Annotated in this window: 20 protein-coding genes, 1 tRNA gene and 3 pseudogenes; 16 read left to right on the top strand and 8 right to left on the bottom strand. The window is 59.3% G+C overall.

The genetic code is table 11. The annotated features are described in order from the left end of the window. Positions 1–96 precede the first annotated feature (96 nt). The gene (locus AC0L16_RS01365; protein ID WP_473618561.1) at positions 97–1,869 is read left to right on the top strand and encodes an SLC13 family permease; all 1,773 of its coding nucleotides are present in this window, start codon (positions 97–99) and stop codon (positions 1,867–1,869) included. A 504-nt stretch (positions 1,870–2,373) separates the two neighbouring features. On the opposite strand, the gene AC0L16_RS01360 is transcribed toward AC0L16_RS01365, so the two are convergent. Further along, a complete protein-coding gene (locus AC0L16_RS01360; protein ID WP_473618560.1) occupies positions 2,374–3,513 on the bottom strand; it encodes a helix-turn-helix domain-containing protein in 1,140 nt (379 codons plus the stop codon). 482 nt (positions 3,514–3,995) lie between these two features. On the opposite strand from AC0L16_RS01360, the gene AC0L16_RS01355 reads away from it, so the two are divergent. The 7 genes and pseudogenes from AC0L16_RS01355 (at position 3,996) to AC0L16_RS01325 (ending at position 10,358) form a co-directional block, all read left to right on the top strand. After that, a complete protein-coding gene (locus AC0L16_RS01355) occupies positions 3,996–5,009 on the top strand; it encodes a UDP-glucuronic acid decarboxylase family protein (protein ID WP_473618559.1) in 1,014 nt (337 codons plus the stop codon). Beyond that, positions 5,009–5,995 carry a UDP-glucose 4-epimerase GalE gene (gene galE, locus AC0L16_RS01350; RefSeq protein ID WP_473618557.1) on the top strand — a complete coding sequence of 329 codons (987 nt, stop codon included), beginning with the start codon at positions 5,009–5,011 and terminating at the stop codon, positions 5,993–5,995. Before AC0L16_RS01355 ends, galE begins: the two co-directional genes overlap by 1 nt. Beyond that, the gene (locus tag AC0L16_RS01345; RefSeq protein ID WP_473618556.1) at positions 5,992–7,836 is read left to right on the top strand and encodes a glycosyltransferase family 2 protein; all 1,845 of its coding nucleotides are present in this window, start codon (positions 5,992–5,994) and stop codon (positions 7,834–7,836) included. The genes galE and AC0L16_RS01345 overlap by 4 nt, the downstream gene beginning before the upstream one ends. A 14-nt stretch (positions 7,837–7,850) precedes the next feature. Continuing rightward, positions 7,851–7,994 (top strand): annotated as a pseudogene (locus AC0L16_RS01340) (UDP-glucose 6-dehydrogenase); the annotation flags it as partial. 205 nt (positions 7,995–8,199) lie between these two features. Continuing rightward, positions 8,200–8,706, top strand: a complete 507-nt coding sequence (locus AC0L16_RS01335; protein WP_473618771.1) for a DUF995 domain-containing protein — start codon at positions 8,200–8,202, stop codon at positions 8,704–8,706. Between the two features lie 15 nt (positions 8,707–8,721). Beyond that, positions 8,722–9,666: a glycoside hydrolase family 26 protein gene (locus tag AC0L16_RS01330; protein ID WP_473618555.1), complete on the top strand. Its 945-nt coding sequence runs from the start codon at positions 8,722–8,724 to the stop codon at positions 9,664–9,666. 131 nt (positions 9,667–9,797) lie between these two features. Further along, a complete protein-coding gene (locus AC0L16_RS01325; RefSeq protein WP_473618554.1) occupies positions 9,798–10,358 on the top strand; it encodes a DUF995 domain-containing protein in 561 nt (186 codons plus the stop codon). 67 nt (positions 10,359–10,425) lie between these two features. On the opposite strand, the gene AC0L16_RS01320 is transcribed toward AC0L16_RS01325, so the two are convergent. Further along, a complete protein-coding gene (locus AC0L16_RS01320; RefSeq protein ID WP_473618553.1) occupies positions 10,426–10,737 on the bottom strand; it encodes a hypothetical protein in 312 nt (103 codons plus the stop codon). A gap of 203 nt (positions 10,738–10,940) precedes the next feature. Between AC0L16_RS01320 and AC0L16_RS01315 the strand changes: the two are divergent. Together AC0L16_RS01315 and AC0L16_RS01310 are read left to right on the top strand one after the other, a co-directional pair. Continuing rightward, positions 10,941–11,108: pseudogene (locus tag AC0L16_RS01315) on the top strand (SLC13 family permease); the annotation flags it as partial. A gap of 269 nt (positions 11,109–11,377) precedes the next feature. Then, on the top strand, positions 11,378–12,646 hold the full coding sequence (locus AC0L16_RS01310) for a cation:proton antiporter (RefSeq protein ID WP_473618552.1): 1,269 nt from the start codon (positions 11,378–11,380) through the stop codon (positions 12,644–12,646). Positions 12,647–12,995: 349 nt separating this feature from the next. Here the strand turns inward: AC0L16_RS01310 and AC0L16_RS01305 are convergent. From AC0L16_RS01305 to AC0L16_RS01295, 3 genes and pseudogenes are all read right to left on the bottom strand, one after another. Continuing rightward, positions 12,996–13,070, bottom strand: a tRNA-Gln gene (locus tag AC0L16_RS01305). Positions 13,071–13,208: 138 nt separating this feature from the next. Further along, positions 13,209–13,310 (bottom strand): annotated as a pseudogene (locus tag AC0L16_RS01300) (VOC family protein); the annotation flags it as partial. Between the two features lie 2 nt (positions 13,311–13,312). After that, positions 13,313–13,495 (bottom strand): hypothetical protein, encoded by a 183-nt coding sequence (locus tag AC0L16_RS01295; protein WP_473618551.1) that lies wholly within the window; start codon positions 13,493–13,495, stop codon positions 13,313–13,315. A 32-nt stretch (positions 13,496–13,527) separates the two neighbouring features. Here AC0L16_RS01295 and ppdK point away from each other — a divergent pair, with 32 nt between their 5' ends. Continuing rightward, entirely contained in the window at positions 13,528–16,206 is a 2,679-nt protein-coding gene (gene ppdK / locus AC0L16_RS01290; protein ID WP_473618549.1) for a pyruvate, phosphate dikinase, read from the top strand. 96 nt (positions 16,207–16,302) lie between these two features. On the opposite strand, the gene AC0L16_RS01285 is transcribed toward ppdK, so the two are convergent. Continuing rightward, positions 16,303–16,692 (bottom strand): DUF427 domain-containing protein, encoded by a 390-nt coding sequence (locus AC0L16_RS01285; RefSeq protein WP_473618548.1) that lies wholly within the window; start codon positions 16,690–16,692, stop codon positions 16,303–16,305. Between the two features lie 83 nt (positions 16,693–16,775). Further along, a complete protein-coding gene (locus AC0L16_RS01280; protein WP_473618770.1) occupies positions 16,776–17,132 on the bottom strand; it encodes a hypothetical protein in 357 nt (118 codons plus the stop codon). A gap of 177 nt (positions 17,133–17,309) precedes the next feature. On the opposite strand from AC0L16_RS01280, the gene AC0L16_RS01275 reads away from it, so the two are divergent. Next, positions 17,310–18,938, top strand: coding sequence for a fatty-acid--CoA ligase (locus AC0L16_RS01275; protein WP_473618547.1), 1,629 nt, complete (start codon positions 17,310–17,312; stop codon positions 18,936–18,938). Positions 18,939–19,017: 79 nt separating this feature from the next. Further along, positions 19,018–19,800, top strand: a complete 783-nt coding sequence (locus tag AC0L16_RS01270) for a DUF1499 domain-containing protein (protein ID WP_473618769.1) — start codon at positions 19,018–19,020, stop codon at positions 19,798–19,800. Between the two features lie 8 nt (positions 19,801–19,808). Here AC0L16_RS01270 and AC0L16_RS01265 read toward each other — a convergent pair whose 3' ends face one another. After that, positions 19,809–20,807 carry a LacI family DNA-binding transcriptional regulator gene (locus tag AC0L16_RS01265; protein ID WP_473618546.1) on the bottom strand — a complete coding sequence of 333 codons (999 nt, stop codon included), beginning with the start codon at positions 20,805–20,807 and terminating at the stop codon, positions 19,809–19,811. Between the two features lie 197 nt (positions 20,808–21,004). On the opposite strand from AC0L16_RS01265, the gene AC0L16_RS01260 reads away from it, so the two are divergent. From AC0L16_RS01260 to AC0L16_RS01250, 3 genes are read left to right on the top strand one after another with little or no spacing between them, the layout of a single operon-like run. Beyond that, positions 21,005–22,045: an ABC transporter substrate-binding protein gene (locus AC0L16_RS01260; RefSeq protein WP_473618545.1), complete on the top strand. Its 1,041-nt coding sequence runs from the start codon at positions 21,005–21,007 to the stop codon at positions 22,043–22,045. Positions 22,046–22,073: 28 nt separating this feature from the next. Beyond that, positions 22,074–23,111 carry an ABC transporter ATP-binding protein gene (locus tag AC0L16_RS01255; RefSeq protein ID WP_473618544.1) on the top strand — a complete coding sequence of 346 codons (1,038 nt, stop codon included), beginning with the start codon at positions 22,074–22,076 and terminating at the stop codon, positions 23,109–23,111. Beyond that, entirely contained in the window at positions 23,108–23,995 is an 888-nt protein-coding gene (locus AC0L16_RS01250; protein ID WP_473618543.1) for an ABC transporter permease, read from the top strand. The genes AC0L16_RS01255 and AC0L16_RS01250 overlap by 4 nt, the downstream gene beginning before the upstream one ends. Positions 23,996–24,013 lie beyond the last annotated feature (18 nt).

The raw sequence follows: 24,013 nt of genomic DNA, 5'->3' as shown, positions 1-24,013 counted from the left end.
CACAAGCGTGCTGGCAAAGCCGCGATCAGCGAAAGCAACCAAGGGGCGGGTTGGCCGTTCTGATCAGTTGCATGAGTGGCCGGGGACATCCGCAACATGACCATGCCGCAAATCCTGTCATTCGCCGTTATCTTCATAATGATGGCGGCGCTCGTATGGGGTCGGTATCGATATGATCTGGTTGCAGCCGCGGCACTGTTGCTGGCACTCGCGATCGGCATCGTGCCTTTTGACGAAGCCTTCAGCGGGTTCAGCGACGATATCGTGGTCATTGTCGGCAGTGCCCTGCTGGTGAGCGCAGGCATCGCACGCTCGGGCATCATGGAAGTCGCCATCAGGCGTTTCGCTCCGAAACTGTCGGGCGTTCGCTCGCAACTGGCGCTGCTGGTCATCGTGGTCACGATCCTGTCTGCCTTTGTAAAGAATATCGGTGCGCTCGCGATCATGATCCCGATAGCCTTCCAGTTCGCGCGCCGGTCGAGCGTTTCACCGTCGATATTCCTGATGCCTATGGCGTTCGGGTCACTGCTCGGTGGACTCATGACGCAGGTGGGAACATCTCCCAATGTCGTCGTGTCGCGTGTGCGGGAGGAACTGACCGGCGCCGCCTTCACAATGTTCGACTTCACACCTGTTGGAGCCGCCCTGGCCGCCGCCGGAACGATCTTCCTGGTGCTTTTCTATTGGTTGCTGCCGGTGCGCGAAAAGCTGGGCGGGTCGGTGCATGAAGCCATCGACATCAAGAATTACCTGACAGAGGCCAAAATTGTCCGCGATTCCACTGTGCTCGGCAAAACCGTCGCAGACCTCATGAAGCTCTCCGGCGGCGATGCTGTCGTGACGTCGATCCTGCGCAACCGGACCATGCGGATGACGCCGCTGCCCGACGTCGTCCTCAAACTGAACGACATTCTGCTGCTCGAGGGCGACCCGGGGGCGCTGCATCGCCTTGTCTCCCAGGGCAAGCTCAGCGTTACGGGCAACAGGGTCGGCGGTGACGACATGGCCAGCGAGATGGTCGCCATCGAAGCCGTCATCGGTGAAAGCTCGCCTTTGATCGGCTGGACTGCCCAGCGCCTTGCCCTTTATCACCGCTTCAATGTCAACCTGCTGGCTGTCAGCCGACACGGCGAGCGCCTCGACCGCAGGCTGGCCGAAGTCCAGCTGAGGCTCGGCGACGTCGTCGTGCTGCAGGGCAATGCAGCGACGATACCCGATGTACTGCGCGAACTCGGCTGCCTGCCGCTGGCAGAAAGGGCTATCCTGCTTGGCAGCGTCCGTAAGGGTATCGTGCCGGTAATCATCCTTGCTCTCGCCATGCTGGCGACTGCGTTCGGGCTGCTCCCGGTCTCTGTCGCGTTCTTTGCGGCCGCGGTCGGGATGGTGCTTTTCAGGGTCATCCCGGTTCGAGACGTCTACCAATCGCTGGATGGTCCAATCCTCGTCATGCTCGCCGTTCTCATTCCAGTCAGCGATTCGCTACGCAGCACCGGGGCGACAGGGGTCATTGCCGGCGAACTTGCCAAACTGGGGACCGTTCTTCCGGCGCCCGGCGCATTGATGCTCATCCTTGTCGCCGCGATGGCCGTTACGCCATTCCTCAACAATGCCGCCACCGTTCTGGTCATGGCGCCTATCGCCGCCGCGTTTGCCGGCGATCTCGGCTACAGGCCGGAAGCATTTCTGATGGCAGTCGCCATTGGCGCCGGCTGCGATTTTCTCACCCCGATCGGCCACCAGTGCAACACGCTCGTCATGGGACCGGGCGGCTACCGTTTCAGCGATTATCCACGTCTGGGACTGCCGCTATCGTTCCTCGTCGTCGTTGTGGCTGTGCCGATGCTTATAGTCGTATGGCCGATGAACTAATATCGATAGACGGATCAATCCGGATCGAACTTTCGCCGGCCGGCGAAAACTGTCGCATCACTAACGTGCTCAACTGTCGCATTATTAAACGGCTGCTACACAGGTGCCGGAACGGACCCTGTGAGCGATGGCTGGGGTTCCCGGATGCTTTTCGAACTTTTTGTCTCGCACCTCCAGCCGAATTGCGAGCGTTTGTGAAAGAGATCAGGATACCTGAACACGCTATGGCACAAGGTTGATTGACGCATTAGCTCTCTAGATTCCTCAGCGGTTCACGACAGAGAGGTCCACTTGGGCTGTCGCGTTTGCCAGCTCTCGGGGTTCGAGCCGGAAGACCGCTACATCGCGATGCCTGCTATGGAAGAGGCGTTCTTCTACTATCGGCGACGTGCGGTTTATTCGAAAATTTCCAATTGTAGGATAGATTGTTGGTCTATTGCTTAGATGCCAGAAGTCGTCATCGAGCATCCTTAATGTACATCTTGTAAATGCTCCTCGCCATCATCAAAAGAGGCCGAGCGTTTGCAGCAGGCTTTCGAATGTGACCTTTGGTTTCTTACCTGTTTGCCTATCCGTGTACATGTAGTCTTCGGACGGCTGCTTGCGGATGTTGCTCGGGCTATACCCGAACTGCTGCGTGAAAGCTCGACTGAAATTCGCCGCTGAATCAAAGCCGATTGCTAGACCAACTTCGGCGACCTTTCGGGTGTCGGAAGGATCCGCTAACATTGCATGAGCTGCGGATAGACGTCGTCGACGAATGTAATTCGCAACGCCGCCGGACGTTTCGAAAAGCTCATAGAGCCGTGTCCTTGAGGTCGCCAGTTCCCGGGCGAGAGCATCCGGTGTCAGGTCGGGCGAGGCAAGATTGCTCGAAATGAAGCGTCTCGCCCGCGTCATCAATCCGATTTGTGAGATCTGATCGTTGCCGTCATGACGATCCACCAAGGGTGTAACCGCATCGAACACCATTTTCCGCAAACGGTCCTTGATTCTAGGAAGGTCGTCTTGCGTGAAGCGATCGAGATTGGCTTCAACGCTTGACATAAGATCGATCAGCAGTTTGGCCCGGTGTCCACCCAAAACGACGTTGTTGCTCGCCGCCGGCAAGCTACCTCCATCGGCAAACAGATCGACGGGAACGATCAGGCTGATCGACTCCGTCGCCAGCGCCCGCCCGCTAAACGGATGCCCGAGCGAGCGGATTTCAATCATGCCCGGTTCATTTTGCGCGACACGTCCGTCGACTCCGGTCCAGGTGCGACCGGCGCGGAGAACGGTGATCTGCCAATGGTCAATTGGACTGAACCGCACCGCGTCTGGCGAGCGCTCGTAACTGAAGGCCGGAACGGTTTGTTGCAACAAAAGCATGCCGCCCAGATTCCACACCGCCTGCTGGACGACAAATCCATCCTCGGGATTCACATTGTTCGGCAGACGCGAATCCATCAATATCGCCATATGCTCCCGCCAGCCAGCAAACTGCTGGATTGGTGGAAGGATTTCCGTCTCAAAGCGCAACGACGTCAGGACGGCCTTCTCCACCTCATTCTCACCGAGTGGATCCTGCGACATACGCGGCCAGCGGCGCCGTTCGACAGATGTCGGCTCCCTGTCGTTAGGTGGGGCCGTCTTATCCGACATCACTGCCTCCAGCCACGACCCATCTGCAGCATGCCAACCTCACGTCACCTCCGAAGTGTATTGTTTATAAGATAAACAAAATCGTTAGATATATTTAAGCATCACTGTTTGAAGAGTAGTTAATTATATCGCGCACCAAGTTAACAAAGCTTGGCCTTAGCGGCTCGATCCTGAACCGACCATGAAATGGGTTTCTTGGTTCGCTTCGAGATAAAGGCCTTTGGCAGCATCGATCTCGGCACAGGCAATCGAAGCGCTTGAAGCCCACCGTCGCCATCAAAAAAACAATGTCCGCGGCGGGTCAGCTGCAAAAATGGACGCTGTGAAAAGTTTCCGGATTCCCTGATATCGCAACGTAGGAACCGCGGAGGTATTGGACATCATCAAATTCACTTCAGAAAGAAAAACCTGAAGTCTCAGTGCGTTCTAGACACCTACATGTCTTCATTTTGGCGCTGATGGTTAACGAATGAGGTGTTCCAGTGAGTATAGCATTTCAGCCTGCAAAGTTTAAATCTGATCTTTCCTCGCAACGGAGGGTACTTGTCGCAGGCGGGGCCGGCTTTCTCGGATCACATCTGTGCGAACGTCTTTTGCAAGACGGTCATTCTGTTATCTGCGTAGACAATTTTTCCACGGGGCGGCTCGAGAATTTGCGCCACCTCCTGAACTACGACACGTTCAGCTTTGTGCGCCACGATATCGTGGAACGGCTCGATCTGCCGGTCAACGAGATCTACAATCTCGCCTGCCCGGCTTCACCGCCGCACTATCAGGCCGACCCGGTCCATACGATGAAGACGAGCGTGATCGGGTCGCTCAATCTTCTGGAACTGGCAGCACATTACCAGGCGCGGATTTTCCAGGCTTCCACCTCGGAAGTCTACGGCGATCCCCATGTGCATCCGCAGCCCGAAAGCTATTGGGGCAATGTCAATTCCTTCGGTCCGCGCTCTTGTTATGACGAAGGAAAGCGCTCTGCCGAAACGCTGTTCTACGATTTTCATCAGCAGTACGGCGTCGACATCCGTATCGTGCGCATCTTCAACACCTATGGTCCGCGCATGCGCCCGGATGACGGCCGGGTCGTTTCCAACTTCATCGTGCAGGCGCTCAAGGGCGAGGACATCACCGTTTACGGCGACGGGTCGCAGACCCGTTCCTTCTGTTACGTGGACGATCTGATCGAAGGCTTCTACCGGCTCATGTACAGCCCTCAGGCGATCCACACGCCTGTCAACATCGGCAATCCCGGCGAATTTACAGTCGGTGAGTTGGCCGAGCAGATCGTGGGAATGACCGGCTCGAGCTCCAAAGTCGTCTATCACCCGTTGCCCGTGGACGATCCGCGCCAGCGTCGGCCCGACATCACAGTGGCCCAGAGAGAACTTGGATGGGAGCCGACCGTGGCGTTGGCCGATGGGCTGAAGTCGACGATCGCTTATTTCGAACGGCAGTTGAGGAAGCCCTCCGGAAAGCTGGCGGAGGCCGCCTGATGTCCGGCAAGAACGTACTTGTCGTTGGTGGCGCCGGCTTTATCGGCAGCCATACAGCCAAGCTTTTGGCCAGGCAGAGTTATGATCCGATTGTCTACGACAATCTATCCACGGGTCACCGGTCAGCCGTCCGATGGGGCGCCTTCGTTGAAGGCAACATCCTTGACTCGGAGCGGTTGACCCACGTCATGGATGAGTATCGCCCTATCGGGGTGATCCATTTTGCTGCATCGGCCTATGTCGGCGAATCCGTAGAGCAACCGGCAAAATATTATCAGAACAACGTCAACGGGACCCAATCGCTGCTGGACGCCTGCCAGAGAAGCGGAACGCGCAATATCATCTTCTCGTCAAGCTGCGCCACCTATGGCATTCCGGATCGCTTGCCGATCCGCGAAGGCGAGAGCCAGCGCCCGATCAATCCTTATGGACGCACGAAGCTCATCGCGGAGCAAATGCTTGCCGATTATTCGGCTGCCTATGCGCTGCGCTACGTGGCGCTGCGTTATTTCAATGCGTCCGGCGCGGATATCGACGGGGAAATCGGCGAAACCCACGATCCAGAAACACATCTCATTCCGCGAGCCATGATGGCCGCTGCAGGCAGGATCGATTTTCTCGAAGTCTATGGCCAGGATTACGATACGCCCGACGGCACCTGCATTCGCGACTATATCCATGTCGCGGATCTCGCGCGCGCGCATGTGCTGGCGCTCGAACATCTGATCAACTGCGGTGGCAATCTGGCCGTCAATCTTGGCAGTGGGCGTGGTACATCCATCAAGGAAATTCTCGAAGCGATCAGCCGGCTGACAGGTCGTAACGTGCCGGTCGAGATGCGCGCTCGTCGTGCCGGCGATCCTCCGGTGCTTTATGCCGATCCGGCGCTCGCTGCCGAAAAACTTGGCTTTCAGGCGCTCTATTCCGATCTCGATACGATAATTCGCACAGCGGCTCCCTTCTTCGGGCTCGAGGTGCGCTCATGAGCACGCCGCGCATCGCGCTGTCTGCTGACAGGGAAGAACCCCTGATGATGCCGGTCTTCACCGGCCGAAAGCGCGTCGAGTACATTTTGGGTGCGGTTTTGTGGGCGATGGCCGTCGCATTCTTCTGGCAATGGTGGGTTTTCGGAGCCACCCACACCAACATGGTCGGCTCAATTCTGGTGACGGCGCTTCTGGCGTGGATAACGCTTTTGCCAATCTACTTCATCACCATTTTCTTCAATGCACGCCGGCCGCACGGACGCCTGCGTATTCCCGCAGGAAGTCGCGTTGCCATGGTGGTCACCAAGGCTCCATCAGAACCTTTTGAGGTGGTGGCCGAAACCTTGCGGGCCATGTTAGCCCAGAACGTGCCTCACGACACGTGGCTGGCCGATGAGGATCCATCGCCCGCAACGCTCGCATGGTGTCGCGAACATGGCGTATTCGTTTCCACCCGCAAAAGTCGCGCCGATTACCATCGCCAGTCCTGGCCTCGCCGCACACGCTGCAAGGAAGGCAACCTGGCTTTCTTCTACGATCATTATGGCTACGACCAATATGATTTTGTGTCGCAGCTCGATGCCGATCATGTTCCCGAACCGGACTACCTATATAACATGTTGCGGCCTTTTGCCGACCCGACAATCGGTTATGTTTCCGCGCCCAGCATTTGCGATCGCAATGCACATGAAAGCTGGTCCGCGCGTGGCCGCCTCTACATCGAAGCGAGCATGCATGGGTCACTGCAAGCCGGATACAACAATGGCTTCGCGCCCGTATGTATCGGATCGCACTATGCGGTGCGCACTGCGGCATTGAAGGAAATCGGTGGGCTGGGGCCAGAACTCGCCGAGGATCATTCCACAACGCTCTTCATGAATGCCTATGGCTGGCGAGGGGCTCACGCGCTTGATGCCATCGCCCATGGCGACGGCCCACGGACGTTTGCCGATCTTGTAACGCAGGAGTTCCAGTGGTCGCGGAGCCTGGTGACGATCCTGTTGCAATACTCACCAAACCTGATCGGACACTTGCCGCTGCGTTTGAAGGTTCAATTCCTATTTTCGCAGTTCTGGTACCCGCTTTACGCCTTCTTTCTTGCTCTGACATTCCTGTTGCCCGTGATCGTGCTGGTCCAGGGCGACAATTTCATCAACGTCACTTACCCAGAGTTTCTGCTCCATTTCATGCCGCAGTCGCTTGTGATCCTGCTTTTGGCATTCTGGTGGCGGTCGAGCCGCACATTTCGGCCTGTCGACGGCAAGATTTTTAGTTGGGAAGCGATGCTGTTTTTGCTGGCGCGCTGGCCGTGGGTTCTGGCTGGAACCTTTGCCGCGTTCCGTGACTGGATGACCGGATCCTTTGTTGATTTTCGCGTCACGCCAAAAGGCACGTCCGAAGTCGATCCGCTACCGTTTCGCGTGCTGGCGCCGTATGCCTTCGTCGTCCTGATCTCCATTCTGCCGGTCGTGTTCGTGCAGGATGCGTATCAAACGCGCGGCTTTTTCGTCTTCGCCATCATCAATGCTTGCTTTTACTTGCTGCTGATTTTCATGATATTGCTGCAGCATGGCAGGGAGAATGACGTGCGGATGAAAAGCCGCGCCTATCGCCCCGCGCTGGCAAGCAGTTTCATGGCCCTTTTGATGGTTACCAGCTTCGCCACGGTCGAGCGTGGGCGCGACGGCATCGAGGCGCTCGCCTGGGGAACCAAAAGCTTTTCCCTGTTCGACGACAGCTTCTCAATTGCCGGGGCAGGCGTCGGTGGTCGCGCTGTTCACAAAACCATCTTCAATCCACGTTGGCGCAGCAATGCTCCCAGCAATTCAAATCAGCGATAGAAGGCAATCAACACATGAAGATCGCGATCATTGGAACAGGCTATGTCGGTTTGGTCAGCGGCACATGCTTCGCGGCCTGGGGCCACCAAGTTGCATGCGTGGACAAGAACGCTCAGAAAATAGATGGCCTCGTACGCGGCATCGTACCGATTTACGAGGCGTTGCGGAAAAGATTGGCTTCCGTGTTTCGGCCATCGGTCGCTTCAGCTGCGACCCAGCATGACAATATCCCGGCCGCGCTGCCTCATGCGACCGGACACGCCCATCGAGGACAAACGGCGGGCGCCGCTCATCTCGAGATGGCAGGAGGTTCCGGTGGCACTTTCTAAATCTGAAAGGGCTCTATTGCTGTCAGGTTTCCGGATGCTGACAGCAGTCGCTTGGGCAGTGTCCTGCATTGCTGCACCGGCCTTTGCCTCTTCCTCACAGGTTTCCGTTCTGCCGGAAGGGGCACGTCGCATGACAGCAGGCGAAATCTACGTTCTCTATAGAGACAAGAGCTGGCAGTGGGACAGCGGAGCCGGACGAATGGTGGGCGCGGACCGACAATTTTCGGCATGGACCGACGGTGAGACGGGCAAATCCTGGGCGGAAGGCCGCTGGATCATCACCGAGACAGGTTGGATGTGTCTCAACGCGACATGGCATTCCGAACAGGGTGTATTTCCCGCCAAGACCTGCTTTTCGCATCGCATCGATAATGGAACGATCTATCAGAAGCGCGAGCCCGGTGGTGAGTGGTATGCGTTCCGTAATGCCGAGGTCCACCAAGACGACGAGGCCAGCAAGCTAGTGTCCACCGATCTGGTTTCCCGTCAACTCGATGCCATCAAAGCCGCGCTTGGTGCGGCACAGCAATCTGAACAGTAAGAAAGGGAGGGGGCCTTGAAAAGTCTCTTTAAACTATCAGCAGCCTTGTTTTGCAGCGCATGCATTTCCGGTGGTGTCTATGCAGCCAGCGGCGTGTCGGGAGCGAGTGTCGACAGCCGCAATCAGTTTCGGGACAAGCGTCCCATCATCACGGCTGACTCCGTAACCCCCGGCGCCTACGATCCGCACGCGGATTATACCAACGATTCCAACTCAAAAATCGAACACCTTTTTCTTCCCTGGGAAGATGTGGATCTGGCAACGCTCAGCGCCGCAGACGCCTATGCGCGTGAGCGTGGACGTTCCCTGTTGATCACGGTCGAGCCGTGGTCCTGGGCGCGGGACTGGCGTGTAGGTCCAGAGGATTTGCTCGCCGGGATTTTGGGCGGGCGCTACGATGCCAATATGTCAGCGGTCTGCTCTGCGGCGGCGCAGCTGAAAAGCCCCGTCACTATCCGCTGGGCGCAGGAAATGGAAGATAATGACGGGCAATTCACCTGGGCTTTCTGGAATGCTGAAGGTTATGTGAACGCCTACAGGCATGTCATCGACGTATGCCGCAAGCATCTTCCGTCGGCCCAATACATGTGGTCACCGAAAGGAGAAGAAGGACTGGAAGCCTTCTATCCTGGCGACAAGTATGTCGACATTATCGGTCTGTCCGTCTTTGGCTATCAGCCCTATGACAAGCTGGAAGTCGGTCGTGATACGACTTTTGTGGAGCGCACAAAGCCGGGTTATGACCGTGTGACGGGCTTCGGCAAACCAATCGCCATTGCGGAGCTTGGCTACGAAGGTAACGACGAATATGCTCGTGACTGGGCCGCGGAAGCAAACAAGCCGCATGCCGAGTTCCCGGACATGACAGCCGTTGTCTACTTCAACGATCGTGAAGTCTATCCATGGCCGAGAGATGTCGGCCGGCCCGATTGGCGCGTGGCCAACCATCCGCTGGACTGATCCAAGCCGTTCGACAGAGTGGTTCGGCTTCACCAGATGGCCGAACCGCTCCATCCCTTTATTTCTATGCGGTTCCAACGCAGGACTCTTACGCAGTCTTACTGGAATTGCCTTGTTGGAGAGGAAGTAAAATGATTTCGATCCGTTCGATTATCTCAAGTGCGGTGCTGTTTGTGTTCTTGCTTGCAGGCAATGCCTACGCCGCTCCCAAACAACCGGCGGGCGACGCTACAGAAAAACGCGCCGCTGCCGCGACGCCGATGAAGGCCTCAGCGGTTGAAAAGCTCTATGCCGGCCGCACTTGGAAATGGCAAAACGGCGGTGGGTTCTATTCTGCGGAGACAACTGCTCGCGGGCTGTTCTCTGCAAATAGGAAGCCCTTCGCCGCTTGGTCGCGCAAACGGGCAGCATGGTCCTATGCGGAGGGAACCTGGTATGCGACCAATGGGGGCAAGCTCTGCATGCGCGCTCTCTGGACCAGCAAAGTAGCGAAAGGGAGTCTGGCAAGAAGCGGTGCAATCACATGTTTCCTGCACCGTGAAAAACATGGCGTTGTTTATCAGAAGCCTTCCACCGGTGGGAAATGGTATATTTTTCGTCACAATCCCGCTCGCCGGGACGATGAGGCGCGCAAACTGGTCAAAGGTAATCGGGTAAGCAAGGAAGTTTCGCATCTTAAGGCGAATTCTTGATAACCGCGCAAAAACGGAGCCGCCGCGGCTTCAGGCGCGGCGGCTTCTGTCAAAGCTAGGTCCAACATCAAACGCCTGGCTGATTCGAGACCCTCCGAGTGTAGCAACGCGCTTTCTGACCAAAGCCGCTCGGAGTGCAGACATAGGGGTTGCTGTTCAAGTACCGGGATGCTGATATTTTAACGACCTTGCCGATGGGTTTCTTGTTGTAGCGAACATCGTTGTTAACCCGATATTTGACAAGGTAGACGGACCGTGTCTCTCCCTCTGGCTTACGCATTTCGCCTGCTTGCGCGTTTGCGCCGAGAGCCACGGCAAGCCCGATCGCTGCAATCGCCACTCTTCTAAAACGGTTCCGATGCGCAGTAGAAAACGTCATGTGCTAGCCTCCAATGTTATTGTTCTGGAGTGCGTTATACCCACAGGACTTTAGGTTCTGGTTTGAATTATCCTGATAAATTTAGACAAAATGTTGCATTCCTCATGCCTCAAGTGGGGCGATTTGACCAAATGAGGCCGGCGGCGCGTCCGCCGATGGATGCGAAATTCCACTTCGTCTTCTCGTTGCATCGCGGCGCGGGAGGCGCCGGCCGCGATTTTCTCGCCCCGATCGGCCACCAGTGCAACATGCTCGTCGTGGGACCGGGCGGCTACCGTTTCAGCGACTATCCACGCCTGAGTCTGCCGCTATCGTTCCTCGTCGTCATTGTTGCCGTGCCGGTGCTTATGATCGTTTGGGCAATGAACTGATATGCGGCGGACGGAGCGATCCTGCCCAAACTTTAGCTACCGAGTTCGAGAACGCACAAGCCGCGAAGCGCCTCCGCATGCAGGCGCCCGTCGCCACTAACGGTGGTCTCGCGTTAGGCGCGGACAGCGGCTCCATGTCCGTGTTACGATAGCGTCGGTCGAACGACGCGTTGGGGAAGCATATGGCGGGCGAATATTGGAGGGGTGCCTGTTTGTGCTCGGGTTGGAAGCAGGTTGGCGCGAACATGCGTTCGACGGCCTAAGCCCACATGCAGTCCGATGCCCTCCTCTTGGCGGTATTTGGGGCGATCGTGCTCCTCACGGCCTGGCTACCCATGCTTCTCAGGAAGCTTCCGCTTTCGCTGCCAATGGTTTGCATCGGGATCGGGGTGCTTTTGGTTTGGTCGCCATTCTCTCCGCTCGTAGGGGTGAACCCACTCGAGAACCGGGTACTAACCGAGCGCCTCACAGAGTTGGTTGTCATCGTCGCCCTTATGGGGGCAGGCCTGAAGCTGGACCGGCCTGTGAGTTGGCGGGGTTGGGAGTCGTCATGGCGCCTTCTCGGCATTGCCATGCCTCTGACGATCGCAGGAATTGCATTTCTCGGCTGGTCAATTCTCGGGCTTGGGTTTGCCGCCGCACTGCTGCTGGGGGCTGCTCTCGCGCCAACTGATCCTGTTCTGGCAAGCGACATACAGGTTGGTCCACCTCAATCCGGCAAGGAGGATGACGTGCGTTTTGCTCTCACCTCCGAGGCCGGGCTCAATGATGGAGCGGCGTTTCCATTCGTCTATCTCGCCATCGCCATTGCGCTGTCCGGTGCGTCCGGCGAGCCTTTCTTCACACGCTGGCTCGCCGTTGACGTTCTCTGGAAGATCGCCGCAGGCGTTGGCATTGGATGGCTGGGCGGAAAAGTCATGGGCTACCTGACATTTCATCTGCCCAAACGGTCGGGCTTGTCAGAGACGAGGGACGGCTTTGTTGCGCTCGGTATCACCTGCCTTGCGTACGGCTCGACCGAAATGCTTCACGGCTACGGCTTCCTCGCAGTATTCGTCGCGGCCGTTGCCCTACGGTCCGTCGAGCGGCAGCACCAGTACCATGAGAGCTTGCACGATTTCGCGGAGCAGATTGAGCGATTGCTGATGATGGTTCTGCTGGTCTGCTTTGGGGCAGCCATCGCAGAAGGGTCGATTTTTGGCGCCTTGAGCTGGCAGGTGATCGTCACGGCCGCCCTGGTCCTATTCGTTGTGCGCCCGCTCGCGGCGTGGGTTGGGCTGATTGGATTTCAGACATCGTCACGCGAAAAGGCCGTGATTGCTTTTTTTGGAATACGCGGCCTTGGCTCGTTCTACTACCTCGCATTTGCGCTCGGGCATGCCGAATTCGAGGGTGCGACAATTCTTTGGGTGACCGTCTGTTTCGCCGTTCTGAGTTCAATTGTTATGCATGGCGTTTTGGTGACGCCCATCATGCACCAGCTGGACCGCGGCCGACCACGCTCCTGGCTGAGGATGAACCGTGCTCGGCCCAGGTAGGCCAGCCGCGAGCGGCGGATGGATCAGTGACACCAAGTCAGTTGTGATGATCAGGCGATATAAATAGTCGACCTGAGTTGAATGGGCCGTTGCGGATGCGCTGGCGGAGAGAGCGGGAATCGAACCTGCTGGAATCACCGCAGGGAGCGGCGCAACGGAGATTCGTATTTTTGGCAGCTACAGACGCTGTCGAAATAATGGGAATGCTGTTGACCTCGACAACCGCACTAATGCATGTCGCGCAAAAGTGTGCAGCCGCACAGAAACAACAACCTAAAGCGCGTCGTATGAGGCCGGTCAAACGCGACGCGCTTTAGACGGTTTGTACTAAAGGTGACCCTCAGGCGACTGGCTGGGGCGCCAGGATTCGAACCTGGGATTGTCGGTACCAAAAACCGATGCCTTACCACTTGGCTACGCCCCAACAGTCGCAACATGCCCGCTGCGCGCGGCCTTATAGGACGAGCCGACGGAAAGCTCAATGCCGAGAATGCGCGGAACTGATCCACCGGTTCCCGCAGATTGGCATCGCATACCATCGTCAGCTGTCGGGCGATGGCGTCTATTCACCCCAAACGGCGATTTCATTGCCGGCCGGATCGACGAAATGGAACCGCCTGCCGGGGAATGAGAAGACCGGCTTGACGATCGTGCCGCCGGTCAGTCTCATGGCGTTACCCATAATTCCTGTTTTGTCCTCTTCAACTGGCCGCCGAGCCGCAAGTCTTTTTGCCATCGCTTTTTTCTTAATCGATTGTAGAAGCCGGCTGGCTTGCCGACGGCTTGCCTTTCGCACTGCAGCATCATATCGCTCGTGTAGGGACACGGCGGAACTTCGGCTTCGTCCAATCTTTTCAATCTCCTGCAACCGGAGAGCAAGCATGACCAAATGGGTCTACACCTTTGGCGACGGCGCCGCGGAAGGCCGTGCCGGCGACAGGAACCTGCTGGGCGGCAAGGGCGCCAATCTGGCCGAAATGTGCAGCCTCGGTCTGCCGGTGCCGCCGGGGTTCACCATCACCACCGAGGTCTGCAACGCCTATTACGCCAACGGCCGCACCTACCCGGCCTCGCTGGAGGCGGATGTCGCGGTCGCACTGGATCATATCGGCCGGTTGACCGGGCGCCGTTTCGGCGATCCCTCAAAACTGCTTTTGGTGTCGGTGCGTTCCGGTGCCCGCGCCTCGATGCCCGGCATGATGGACACCGTGCTCAATCTCGGCCTGAACGACGAGACGGTCGAGGCGCTGGCCGCCGATTCAGGCGACGCCCGCTTTGCCTATGACAGCTACCGGCGTTTCATCCAGATGTATTCCGATGTCGTCATGGGCCTCGACCATGAGGTGTTCGAGGAAATCCTCGAAGACCAGAAGGGCGGGCTCGGCCATGAACTCGATACCGAACTGACCGCCATCGAATGGCAGGGCGTGATCGCGCTCTACAAGGCCAAGGTCGAGGAGGAACTCGGCAAGCCGTTTCCGCAGGATCCGAGTGAGCAGCTCTGGGGCGCGATCGGTGCCGTGTTCTCGAGTTGGATGAACAACCGCGCCATCACCTATCGGCGCCTGCACGACATTCCCGAAAGCTGGGGCACCGCGGTGAACGTCCAGGCCATGGTCTTCGGCAATATGGGCGAGACCTCGGCAACCGGCGTCGCCTTCACCCGCAATCCGTCGACCGGCGAAAAGATGCTCTATGGCGAGTTCCTGGTCAATGCGCAGGGCGAGGACGTCGTCGCCGGCATCCGCACGCCGCAAAACATCACCGAGGCGGCGCGCATTGCCGCCGGCTCCGACAAGCCTTCACTGCAGAAGCTGATGCCGGAAGCCTTCCAGTCTTTCGTCACCATCTCCGACCGTCTGGAAAAGCACTACCGCGACATGCAGGATCTCGAATTCACCATCGAGCGCGGCAAATTGTGGATGCTGCAGACGAGGTCCGGCAAGCGCACCGCCAAGGCGGCGCTCAAAATCGCCGTCGAAATGGCGCGCGACAAGCTCATTTCAAAGGAGGAGGCCGTCGCCCGCATCGATCCGGCCTCGCTCGACCAGTTGCTGCATCCGACCATCGATCCGAAGGCGGAACGCGATGTCATCGGCATCGGTCTGCCCGCATCCCCGGGTGCTGCCACCGGTGAGATCGTGTTTTCCTCCAACGATGCCGAGGAACTCAAGACGCAAGGCCGCAAGGCGATCCTCGTGCGCATCGAGACCAGTCCCGAGGACATCCACGGCATGCATGCGGCGGAAGGCATCCTGACCACGCGTGGCGGCATGACCAGCCACGCCGCGGTGGTGGCGCGCGGCATGGGCAAGCCTTGTGTGTCGGGCGCCGGCTCGCTGCGCGTCGACTACAGAGCCGGCACGCTGATGGCGATGGGATCGACGTTCCGCAAGGGCGATATCATCACCATCGACGGCGGCAACGGCCAGGTGCTGAAAGGCGCCGTGCCGATGCTGCAGCCGGAGCTGTCGGGCGATTTCGCCGCCATCATGGAATGGGCCGATGCCGTGCGCCGCATGAAGGTGCGCACCAACGCCGAAACGCCGCTCGACGCGCGCATGGCGCGTTCCTTCGGCGCCGAAGGCATCGGGCTTTGCCGCACCGAGCACATGTTCTTCGAGGGCGACCGCATCGTTGCCATGCGCGAGATGATCCTGGCCGACACGGAAAAGGACCGGCGAACGGCGCTCGCAAAACTCCTGCCCATGCAGCGCTCGGATTTCCTCGAACTGTTCGAGATCATGGCCGGCCTGCCGGTGACGATCCGCTTGCTCGATCCGCCGCTGCACGAATTCCTGCCCAAGACCGAGGAAGAGGTGGCCGAAGTCGCCGCCGCCATGAACGTGTCGCCCGACAAGCTCAGGCAGCGCACCGAGGCGCTGCACGAATTCAACCCGATGCTTGGCCATCGCGGCTGCCGGCTTGCGGTTTCCTATCCCGAAATCGCCGAGATGCAGGCGCGCGCCATTTTCGAGGCGGCCGTCGAAGCCGGCAGGAAGGCCGGCGCGCTGGTGGTCCCGGAAATCATGGTGCCGCTGGTCGGTCTGGTGAAGGAGCTCGACTACGTCAAGGCGCGGATCGATGCCGTCGCCACGAGCGTGATGGAGGAAACCGGCGTAAAAATCACCTATCTTACCGGCACGATGATCGAGCTGCCGCGCGCCGCGATCCGCGCCCAAATCATCGCCGAGGCGGCCGAATTCTTCTCTTTCGGCACCAACGATCTGACCCAGACCACCTTCGGCATCTCACGCGACGATGCGGCCTCGTTCCTGGAGACCTATCGCCAGAAGGGCATCATCGAGCAGGATCCGTTCGTGTCGCTCGACATCGAGGGCGTCGGCGAACTGGTGCGGATGGCGGCCGAAAAGGGCAGGGCGACGCGGCCGGAGATCAAGCTCGGCATCTGCGGCGAGCATGGCGGCGATCCGGCGTCGATCCATTTCTGCGAGGAAGTCGGCCTCGACTACGTGTCGTGCTCGCCCTACCGCGTGCCGATCGCCAGGCTGGCTGCCGCGCAGGCGGCAGTACAGGCTGCCAAGAACGGTCGCGGGTAAGCGGCAGACGTCAACCATGACCGTGCCACCGACTGGTCGGCAGGACAGGTCACGAGCCGTCCCTGCTCAAGCTGACCCTGCTCAAGCTGGCCCTTCTCAGGCTGGTTTGGCTTCGACCGTCACCTTGTTGGGATAGAACGCGCCGTGATCGCGGATTTCGATCATCTCGTCGAAAGGCTGCTCATAGGCCCACATCGCATCCTTGCCTGCTTCAGCAGCTGGCAGCACGCTCCAATAGCTCGCATCACCCTTGTATGGGCAATGAGTCGACAACTCCGTCTTGCGAAGCTGGTCGAAATCGATGTCTTCGAACGGGATGTAGAGGACCCCGGGGTAGGGGGATTCGGTCAAAACCTTGGCCCTCGTGGATGAGGCAATGATCGCGTCGCCGGCGCGTACGGTCACAGTTCCGCTGTAGGGCTCGATCGTAATCACCTTATCCGGGTTGCGCTGAAAGCCGGGTGACGGATTGGCGATCTGGTCCAAGACGGTTCTCCTTGCATCGACCTAAGGTGTGTCATCGACCTAAGGTGTGTCGGGCGCGCGCGCTATGCAAGGCCGCCGACCGATCAGGCGGCAGCCTGAAACGCGTCCATCAGCCCGGCATAGGCAGCGGCGATACCGGCGACAGGATTGGCGCTTCGCGACGCGGTTTCGACCTTGAGCGCACCACCACCGGTCGGCAAGGTAAGAAGCAGGAACTGGCGGTTGCCGCCATCGCCGACGCAAGCCGCGGCGACATGCTGGCTTTCGCCTTCGTTCTGAACGCACATCTTGAACAGCAGCGTGCCGCCGACCGCCTCAAGCGCGCCGCCGACAAGTTCGACGAACTCGTCCTCGGAAACGGTGTTGGCGTCCGGCGCCAGATCGGCCAGGCTTTCGGCAAGCGAATCTTCGAGAGCTTTGTCGTCGAGCTGCGCGTCCATGCGAACCTCTTTCATTCGCCAATCACATCCCTACCATTAATCAAAGTTAATGTCGACAATGGCCGGATTGTGGCGGTTTTCCCTGCCTTTTCGGACGATGCGCTGCTTCTGCCCGGTCATGGCTGGACAATCCCCTTGTTCGTCCCACAATGGAACGAAAACCGATGGGAGGAAAAAATGCTCGGACTGATGCAGGATTGGCCGCTGCTTTGCCACAAGCTCATCGACAACGCAGCCAGGCAGCACGGCGAACGCGAGATCGTGTCGCGTTCGATCGAGGGCCCGATCGTCCGCACCACTTACGCCGAAATTCATCGCCGCGCCTTGCGGGTCGCTGAGCGGCTCGAGCGTGACGGTTTTGGGCTTGGCGACCGCATCGCCACATTGGCCTGGAACACGGCGCGCCATCTCGAAGCCTGGTACGGCATCATGGGTGTCGGCGCGATCTATCACACGCTCAATCCACGCCTGTTTCCCGAGCAGATCGCCTGGATCATGAACAATGCCGAGGACAAGGCGATCTTCGTCGACCTGACATTCATGCCGCTGCTTGAAAAGATCGCCGGCGCGGTCAAAACGCTCAGAAAGGTGATCGTGCTGACCGACAGGGCGCACATGCCGCAGACGGCGCTGCCGAATGCGGTCGCCTATGAGGAATGGCTTGACGAAGCCGACGGCGCCTTCACCTGGAAGACGTTCGATGAAAACACCGCCGCCGGCATGTGCTACACCTCGGGCACGACAGGCGATCCGAAAGGCGTCCTCTACAGCCATCGCTCGAACGTGCTGCACGCAATGATTGCAGCGATGCCCGATGCGATGGGCCTGTCGTCGCGCGACACCATACTGCCGGTTGTGCCGATGTTCCACGCCAACGCCTGGGGCCTTGGCCAGAGCGGGCCGATGATCGGCGCCAGGCTGGTCATGCCTGGCTGCAAGATGGACGGCGCCTCGATCTATGAATTGCTCGACACCGAAAAGGTGACGTTCAGCGCCGCCGTGCCGACAGTGTGGCTGATGCTGCTGCAGTACCTGGAGGAGACCGGCAAGAAACTTCCCTATCTGAACAGGGTCGTTATCGGCGGCTCATCCTGTCCGCGTGCGATCACGGCAAAATTCCAGGGCAATTACGATGTCGAGGTCATCCACGCATGGGGCATGACCGAAATGTCGCCGCTCGGCACGCTGTGCACCATGAAGCCGGACTATGCCGGGCTTGAGGGCGAAGCCCGGCTCGACGTCCAGAGCAAGCAGGGTTATCCGCCTTTCGGCGTCGAAATGAAGGTCACCGACGACGATGACAAGGAACTGCCTTGGGACGGCAGGACGTTCGGGCGCCTGAAGGTCCGCGGGCCGGCCGTCGCGCGTGCCTATTATGGCGGCATCGGCTCCGAACAGTTCGATGAAGAAGGCTGGTTCGATACCGGTGACGTCGCCCATATCGACCCAGGCGGCTATATGCAGATCACCGATCGCGCCAAGGACGTCATCAAGTCGGGCGGCGAATGGATCTCGACCATCGAGCTCGAGAACCTCGCGGTCGGTCATCCGGATGTGGCGGAGGCGGCCGCCATCGGCATCCAGCATTCGAAATGGGGCGAACGGCCGTTGCTTGTCGTCGTCCGCAAGCCGGGCCGCGAGCCGACCAGGACCGATATTCTCGCCTTCATGGACGGCAAGGTGGTTAAGTGGTGGATGCCGGATGACGTCGCCTTCGTCGGCGAAATTCCCCACACCGCTACCGGCAAGATCCAGAAGACCACCTTGCGCGAGCAATTCAGGGACTATCGTCTGCCGACGGATTGACTGACATGACGTCGTTTGCCTTCAAGCCGCCGCTAAACGGCTTTAAGCGCCGGTTCGGGGTGAAGCAGTGCTGAAAACAATGAAAAATCCCGAGCGGCAGACGTCGAGGGCGGCCGGCTGGTCGCGGCGGACAGGCGCTTTTTCGGCGGTTCTGCTGCTGACCGTTCTCGTCGGCCACCGCTATCAGCTTGTTGAAACGCCGGCTTTCCTTTGGGTGCTCGGCATTGCCGCGCTGCTTGCCGCCTTTGCGCTGTTGTTCGCCGGCCTTGCCTTTTCGAGATTGTGGAATTTCGGCGACCGTGGCGGTCGCGATCTCACCCTCGGCGCGGTGCTGGCACTGTTGGTGCTTGTCCCTTTTGGCATTGCCGCCTACTGGGCAGCGACCTCTCCACCGCTCAGGGACATCTCGACGGATTTCGACGATCCGCCGGTGCTCGACACCAGCACCCGGACCGCGGACATGAACACGCTTTCGCCACCGAGCCCGGGCGAGCGGCGCCTGCAGAGCGAGACCTATCCGCTAGTCACCGGACGCAGCTACAACCTGCCTTTCGATCGGGTCCTGGAAGCGGTCGCAACCGTACTCGGTCGTCGCAACTGGCAGCTTGCGGCGCCGTTTCCCCGTGCGATCGGGCAAAGCGAGGCGACGATCAACGCCCTGGCCAGGAGCTTCATCCTCAGCCTTCCCGCCGACGTCGCCATCCGTGTGACCGACGATGGCGAAGCGGTCATCGTCGACATGCGTTCGGCCTCGCGTTACGGCCGCTACGACCTTGGCGACAATGCGGCCCGCATCGTGGATTTCCTGGCCGAGCTCGATCAGGAAGTCGCCGGCCAGGTCGGCACGGCCCCGGCCGAGTGATGTCCAGGCTATTCGCCAGGGTCGAATTCACCTTTTAGCAGGATTGTCTCCACCGGCCCAAGCGGATTGATGATCCGGCTCTCCAGGACTTCGACAAGCTTGCGTCCGACAGCCGCCATATCAACGGAATGAACTTCGATCTTTGCCGGCAGGAAGCGCGCCAGCCGCGTGCTGTCACGCGTTACAATGTGGACGTCGCTCCCCGGCGCAAGACCTCTTTTGCCAAGCGCGTGCAGCGCCCCTAGAAGGCCCAGTTCGTTGGCGCATGCCAAGCCTGTCGGCGGATCTGAACAAGCCAGCAAGCGATCGAACCAGGCTGCGCTCGATTCCATGGTGAACATGCCATGACCGATCAGCGATTGGTCGATCGGAATGCCGGCCTCGGCCATTGCCCTCCCATACCCGGAAAGACGCATGGCACTTGCCTGATCCTCCGGAACCAGAAGTTGCAGTGCAATGCGTCGACAGCCCTTATCCATGAGCCGTCGGGTTGCCTCGTAGGCAATCTGTTCATTGTCGACATCGACATAAGGATACGCGGTATCCAGGTCGGTTCTTCCAAACGCGACGAATGGCATGCGTTGATCCAGCAGCAGCTTGACGCGCGGATCACCCGACACCAGGCGCGTGATGATCAGTCCGTCTGTGCTGCGCGCCTGAAGCTGCCGCTGCACACTCTCGACCGGATCGTCGTCGGGCGTGGTGGAATAGATGGACAGACTATAACCGGCTTTTCGCGCCGCCAGCGTCATGCCTTCGATCAAAGGCAGCTTCAACAGATCGGACAGATGATCTCGGGTCTCCATCGGGAGTACGGCCGTCAGCGTCAGCGTTCGACCGGTCTTGAGCGCACGACCATGATGATTTGGCAGATAGCCGACCCGCTTGGCCGCCTCCTTGACGCGGGCTATGGTCGAGGGCTGCACTTCCGGCCCATCCTTCAGAGCGCGGGACACCGTGGTCACCGAGAGGGAAAGTTCCGCCGCGATCTGCTTTAGATTGGCCATTGTTCGCCCGACTTCCTTTGCGAAAGCGCCGGCTGACTTGCTGACCGCCATTACGTTACCGGATTCGACCTCCCGGTCAATCCAAACGCCCGTGGCAAGCAGCTTGACTCCTGCGTATTCAGATGCAATCGTAACGTTACGATTACAAATAAATAGCCATTTCACGCAATATTTGATGAAAGTTGGGAGGAGAACCTATGTCCTGGCTGCGCATTTCCTTAACAGCATTCGCCATCTTGGGTGCCTTGCCCGTCCATGCGCAAACACTCACCATCACGACCGCAGGCGGCGATTATGGCAACGCCATGAAAGGGGCCATGTGGGGGCCTGCTGCAAAAGAGCTTGGCTATGATGTCCGCGAGGAGACCCTGAGCGACGGCCTGGCCGCCTTGAAGATGCAGGTCACCTCGGGGGCAATTGCGACCGACATTATCCACCTCGGCTCGCCGGAAGGCGCGCAGGCCGCCGCTCAATCGCTGCTGGAGCCGCTCGACTACAAGATCATCGATCCCAAATCCGTGCCGGAGGGTGCCAAGTCCGACTACTGCTATCCGTTCGATTCCTATGGCACCGTCATGTCGTGGAACACCAAGGCCTATGGCGAGAACCCGCCGAAGACCTGGGCTGAGTTCTGGGACGTGGCCAAATTCCCGGGCCGCCGCGCGTTGCGCGCCAATGCGCAGGACTCGATCGAGATCGCGCTTCTCTCCGATGGCGTGGCGCCGGCGGACGTCTATGCCGTGCTCAGCACGCCGGAAGGGCTGGAGCGCGCCATCAACCGGCTTGAAGCGATCAAACCAGATGTCGCCGTGTGGTGGACCTCGGGAGCCCAGTCCGCGCAGCTGCTGAAGGATGGTGAGGCGGATCTGGTCGTTACCTGGAACGGACGGGCAGAGACCGTGAAAAAAGATGGCGGCGCGGCTGACTACACGTTCAAGGGTTCGGTCATCGGCACGGACTGCCTTGGGGTGCCGAAGGGAGCGCCGAACAAGGAAGCCGCGATGAAGCTCATCGCAGCGATGACGCAACCAGCGCGTGTAGCGAAGCTGACCGATTTCATCGCCTATGGCCCGGTCAATCCTGCGGCATATGAGGGTGGCCTGATTCCCGCGGACCGTCTGAAGACGCTTGCGACCGCGCCTGAAAATGCCGGCACTTCGGTGTTTTCGAATTCAGAATGGTGGGTCAAGAACGGCGAGGCTGCCCAACAGGCTTTCGATGAGATGATGGCCCGCTGAGTCTCGGCTGATAAGGCTGGAGCAGATGATGAAGTCGCTCCCGATCACCATCGACAGCGTCAGCAAGGCTTACGGGTCCTACGTCGCACTGGATGATGTTTCGCTCGATATTCAAGCTGGCGAGTTTCTCACGCTGCTGGGGCCCTCGGGATCGGGCAAGACCACGCTGCTCATGGCTCTGGCCGGATTTGTCCGGCCGGATTCCGGCAAGCTGTTGTTGGGCGATCGCGACATCACCCGCCTGGCGCCCAACAAACGCGAGATCGGCATCGTATTCCAGAATTACGCCTTGTTTCCGCACATGAACGTCCTGGCGAATGTCGCGTATCCGCTGGCGCTGCGCAAGACGCCGAGAGCCGAGGCGCGTCAGCGGGCGCTTGCCACCCTGGCCCGCGTCAAGCTGGATGGCCTGGCGGAGCGCAATATTGCCGCGCTGTCTGGCGGCCAGCGCCAACGGGTGGCGTTGGCGCGGGCTATCGTCTTCGAGCCGCGCGTCATGTTGATGGACGAGCCGCTGTCGGCGCTCGACAAGAATCTGCGCGAAACCATGCAGTACGAGATCCGGCGTCTGCACGATGATCTGGGGATCACCACAATCTATGTGACCCACGACCAGCGCGAAGCGCTGATCATGTCTGACCGGATTGCGGTGATGAACTCCGGCCGCATCCAGCAGATCGATACGCCGCAGCGGATCTATGATCGTCCATCGACCCGCTTCGTCGCCGAGTTCATGGGCGAGGCCAACATTGTGGCGCCGGGCTCGGTGCGCAGGATCGATGGTGCCGCAGCGTCAGGCGAAACTCTGATGATTCGCGCCGAAAGCTTCCATCTTGATGCGAAGCTCGTCGGGGCAGACGCAGTGGCTCTCGAAGGCATACTGCGCGCCAAGGCGTTCCGCGGCGAAAACTGGCTTTTGACGCTTGCGCTTGACGGTGGCCAGGAGGTTCTTGTCTGCATTCCGGCAGCGCTGGCTGGCGGCTGCGCGGAGCTTGCCGTCGGTCAGCGGATAACCGCCTATGCACCGGCAGCGAAGGTTCACGCGATACCGGGAGCGATGGCGTGACCGTCACTGTGGATCCAGCACTGCTGGCGGATGCGCGACGCGAGCGGCGGTTTTTTCTTTCGCTTTCGCTGCCGGCGCTGTTCATCGTTGGACTGGCGGCGATATTGCCGATCCTTTGGATCATCCGGCAATCTTTCCTGACCACAGGCGGTGAGTACACTGTCGGCAACTACGCGAAAGTGCTTTCGAGCGGACTGACATGGTCGGCGCTCGTCACCACCCTTGAACTGTCCCTCGGCACGCTGGCGATCTGCATTCTTCTGGGCATCCCGCTGGCACTCGCCTTGGCCAGCGCCAGGCCAAGGGTAGCCAACGTGCTGATGGCCTTCGTCATGCTGCCATTGTGGACCGCCATCCTGGTGCGCACCTATGGCTGGCTCGTGCTCTTGCGGCGTGATGGCCTGATCAACGCGGCTTTGACTGGTTCTGGCCTGACGGCCGAGCCTTTGCCGCTGGTCTATAATTTTACCGGGACGCTGATCGGCATGGTTCACTACATGCTGCCGCTGTTTCTGCTGCCGGTTTATGCCGCGATGCGCGATATCGACCCAAACCTCATTCGCGCTTCAGCGAGCATGGGAGCCACGCTCGGGCAGGTCATCCGCACCGTCATCATGCCGCTTTCGGCCGGCGGCATTTTCTCGGGTTCGGTCATCGTCCTCATCTATTCCATCGGTTTTTTCATCACGCCGGCGGTGCTTGGCGGCGGCAAGGTAAATCCTCTCTCTACCCGGATCGAGCGTGCGCTATCGACCTTTCAGGATTGGGGGTCGGCAAGCGTCCTGGGCATTCTGCTCCTCGTTCTGATGGCGCTGATCGGTGTGATGCTGCTGGCGGCACGCCGCCTGCTGGCCCACAACGCCGTGGCAACCTCCCATGCTTGAAGCCTATCCGCACAACCG

It is taken from the genome of Mesorhizobium sp. WSM4848 (assembly GCF_055811375.1).
The sequence above is the reverse complement of the archived record's forward strand: the minus strand, read 5'-3'. Positions and strand labels throughout refer to the sequence as shown.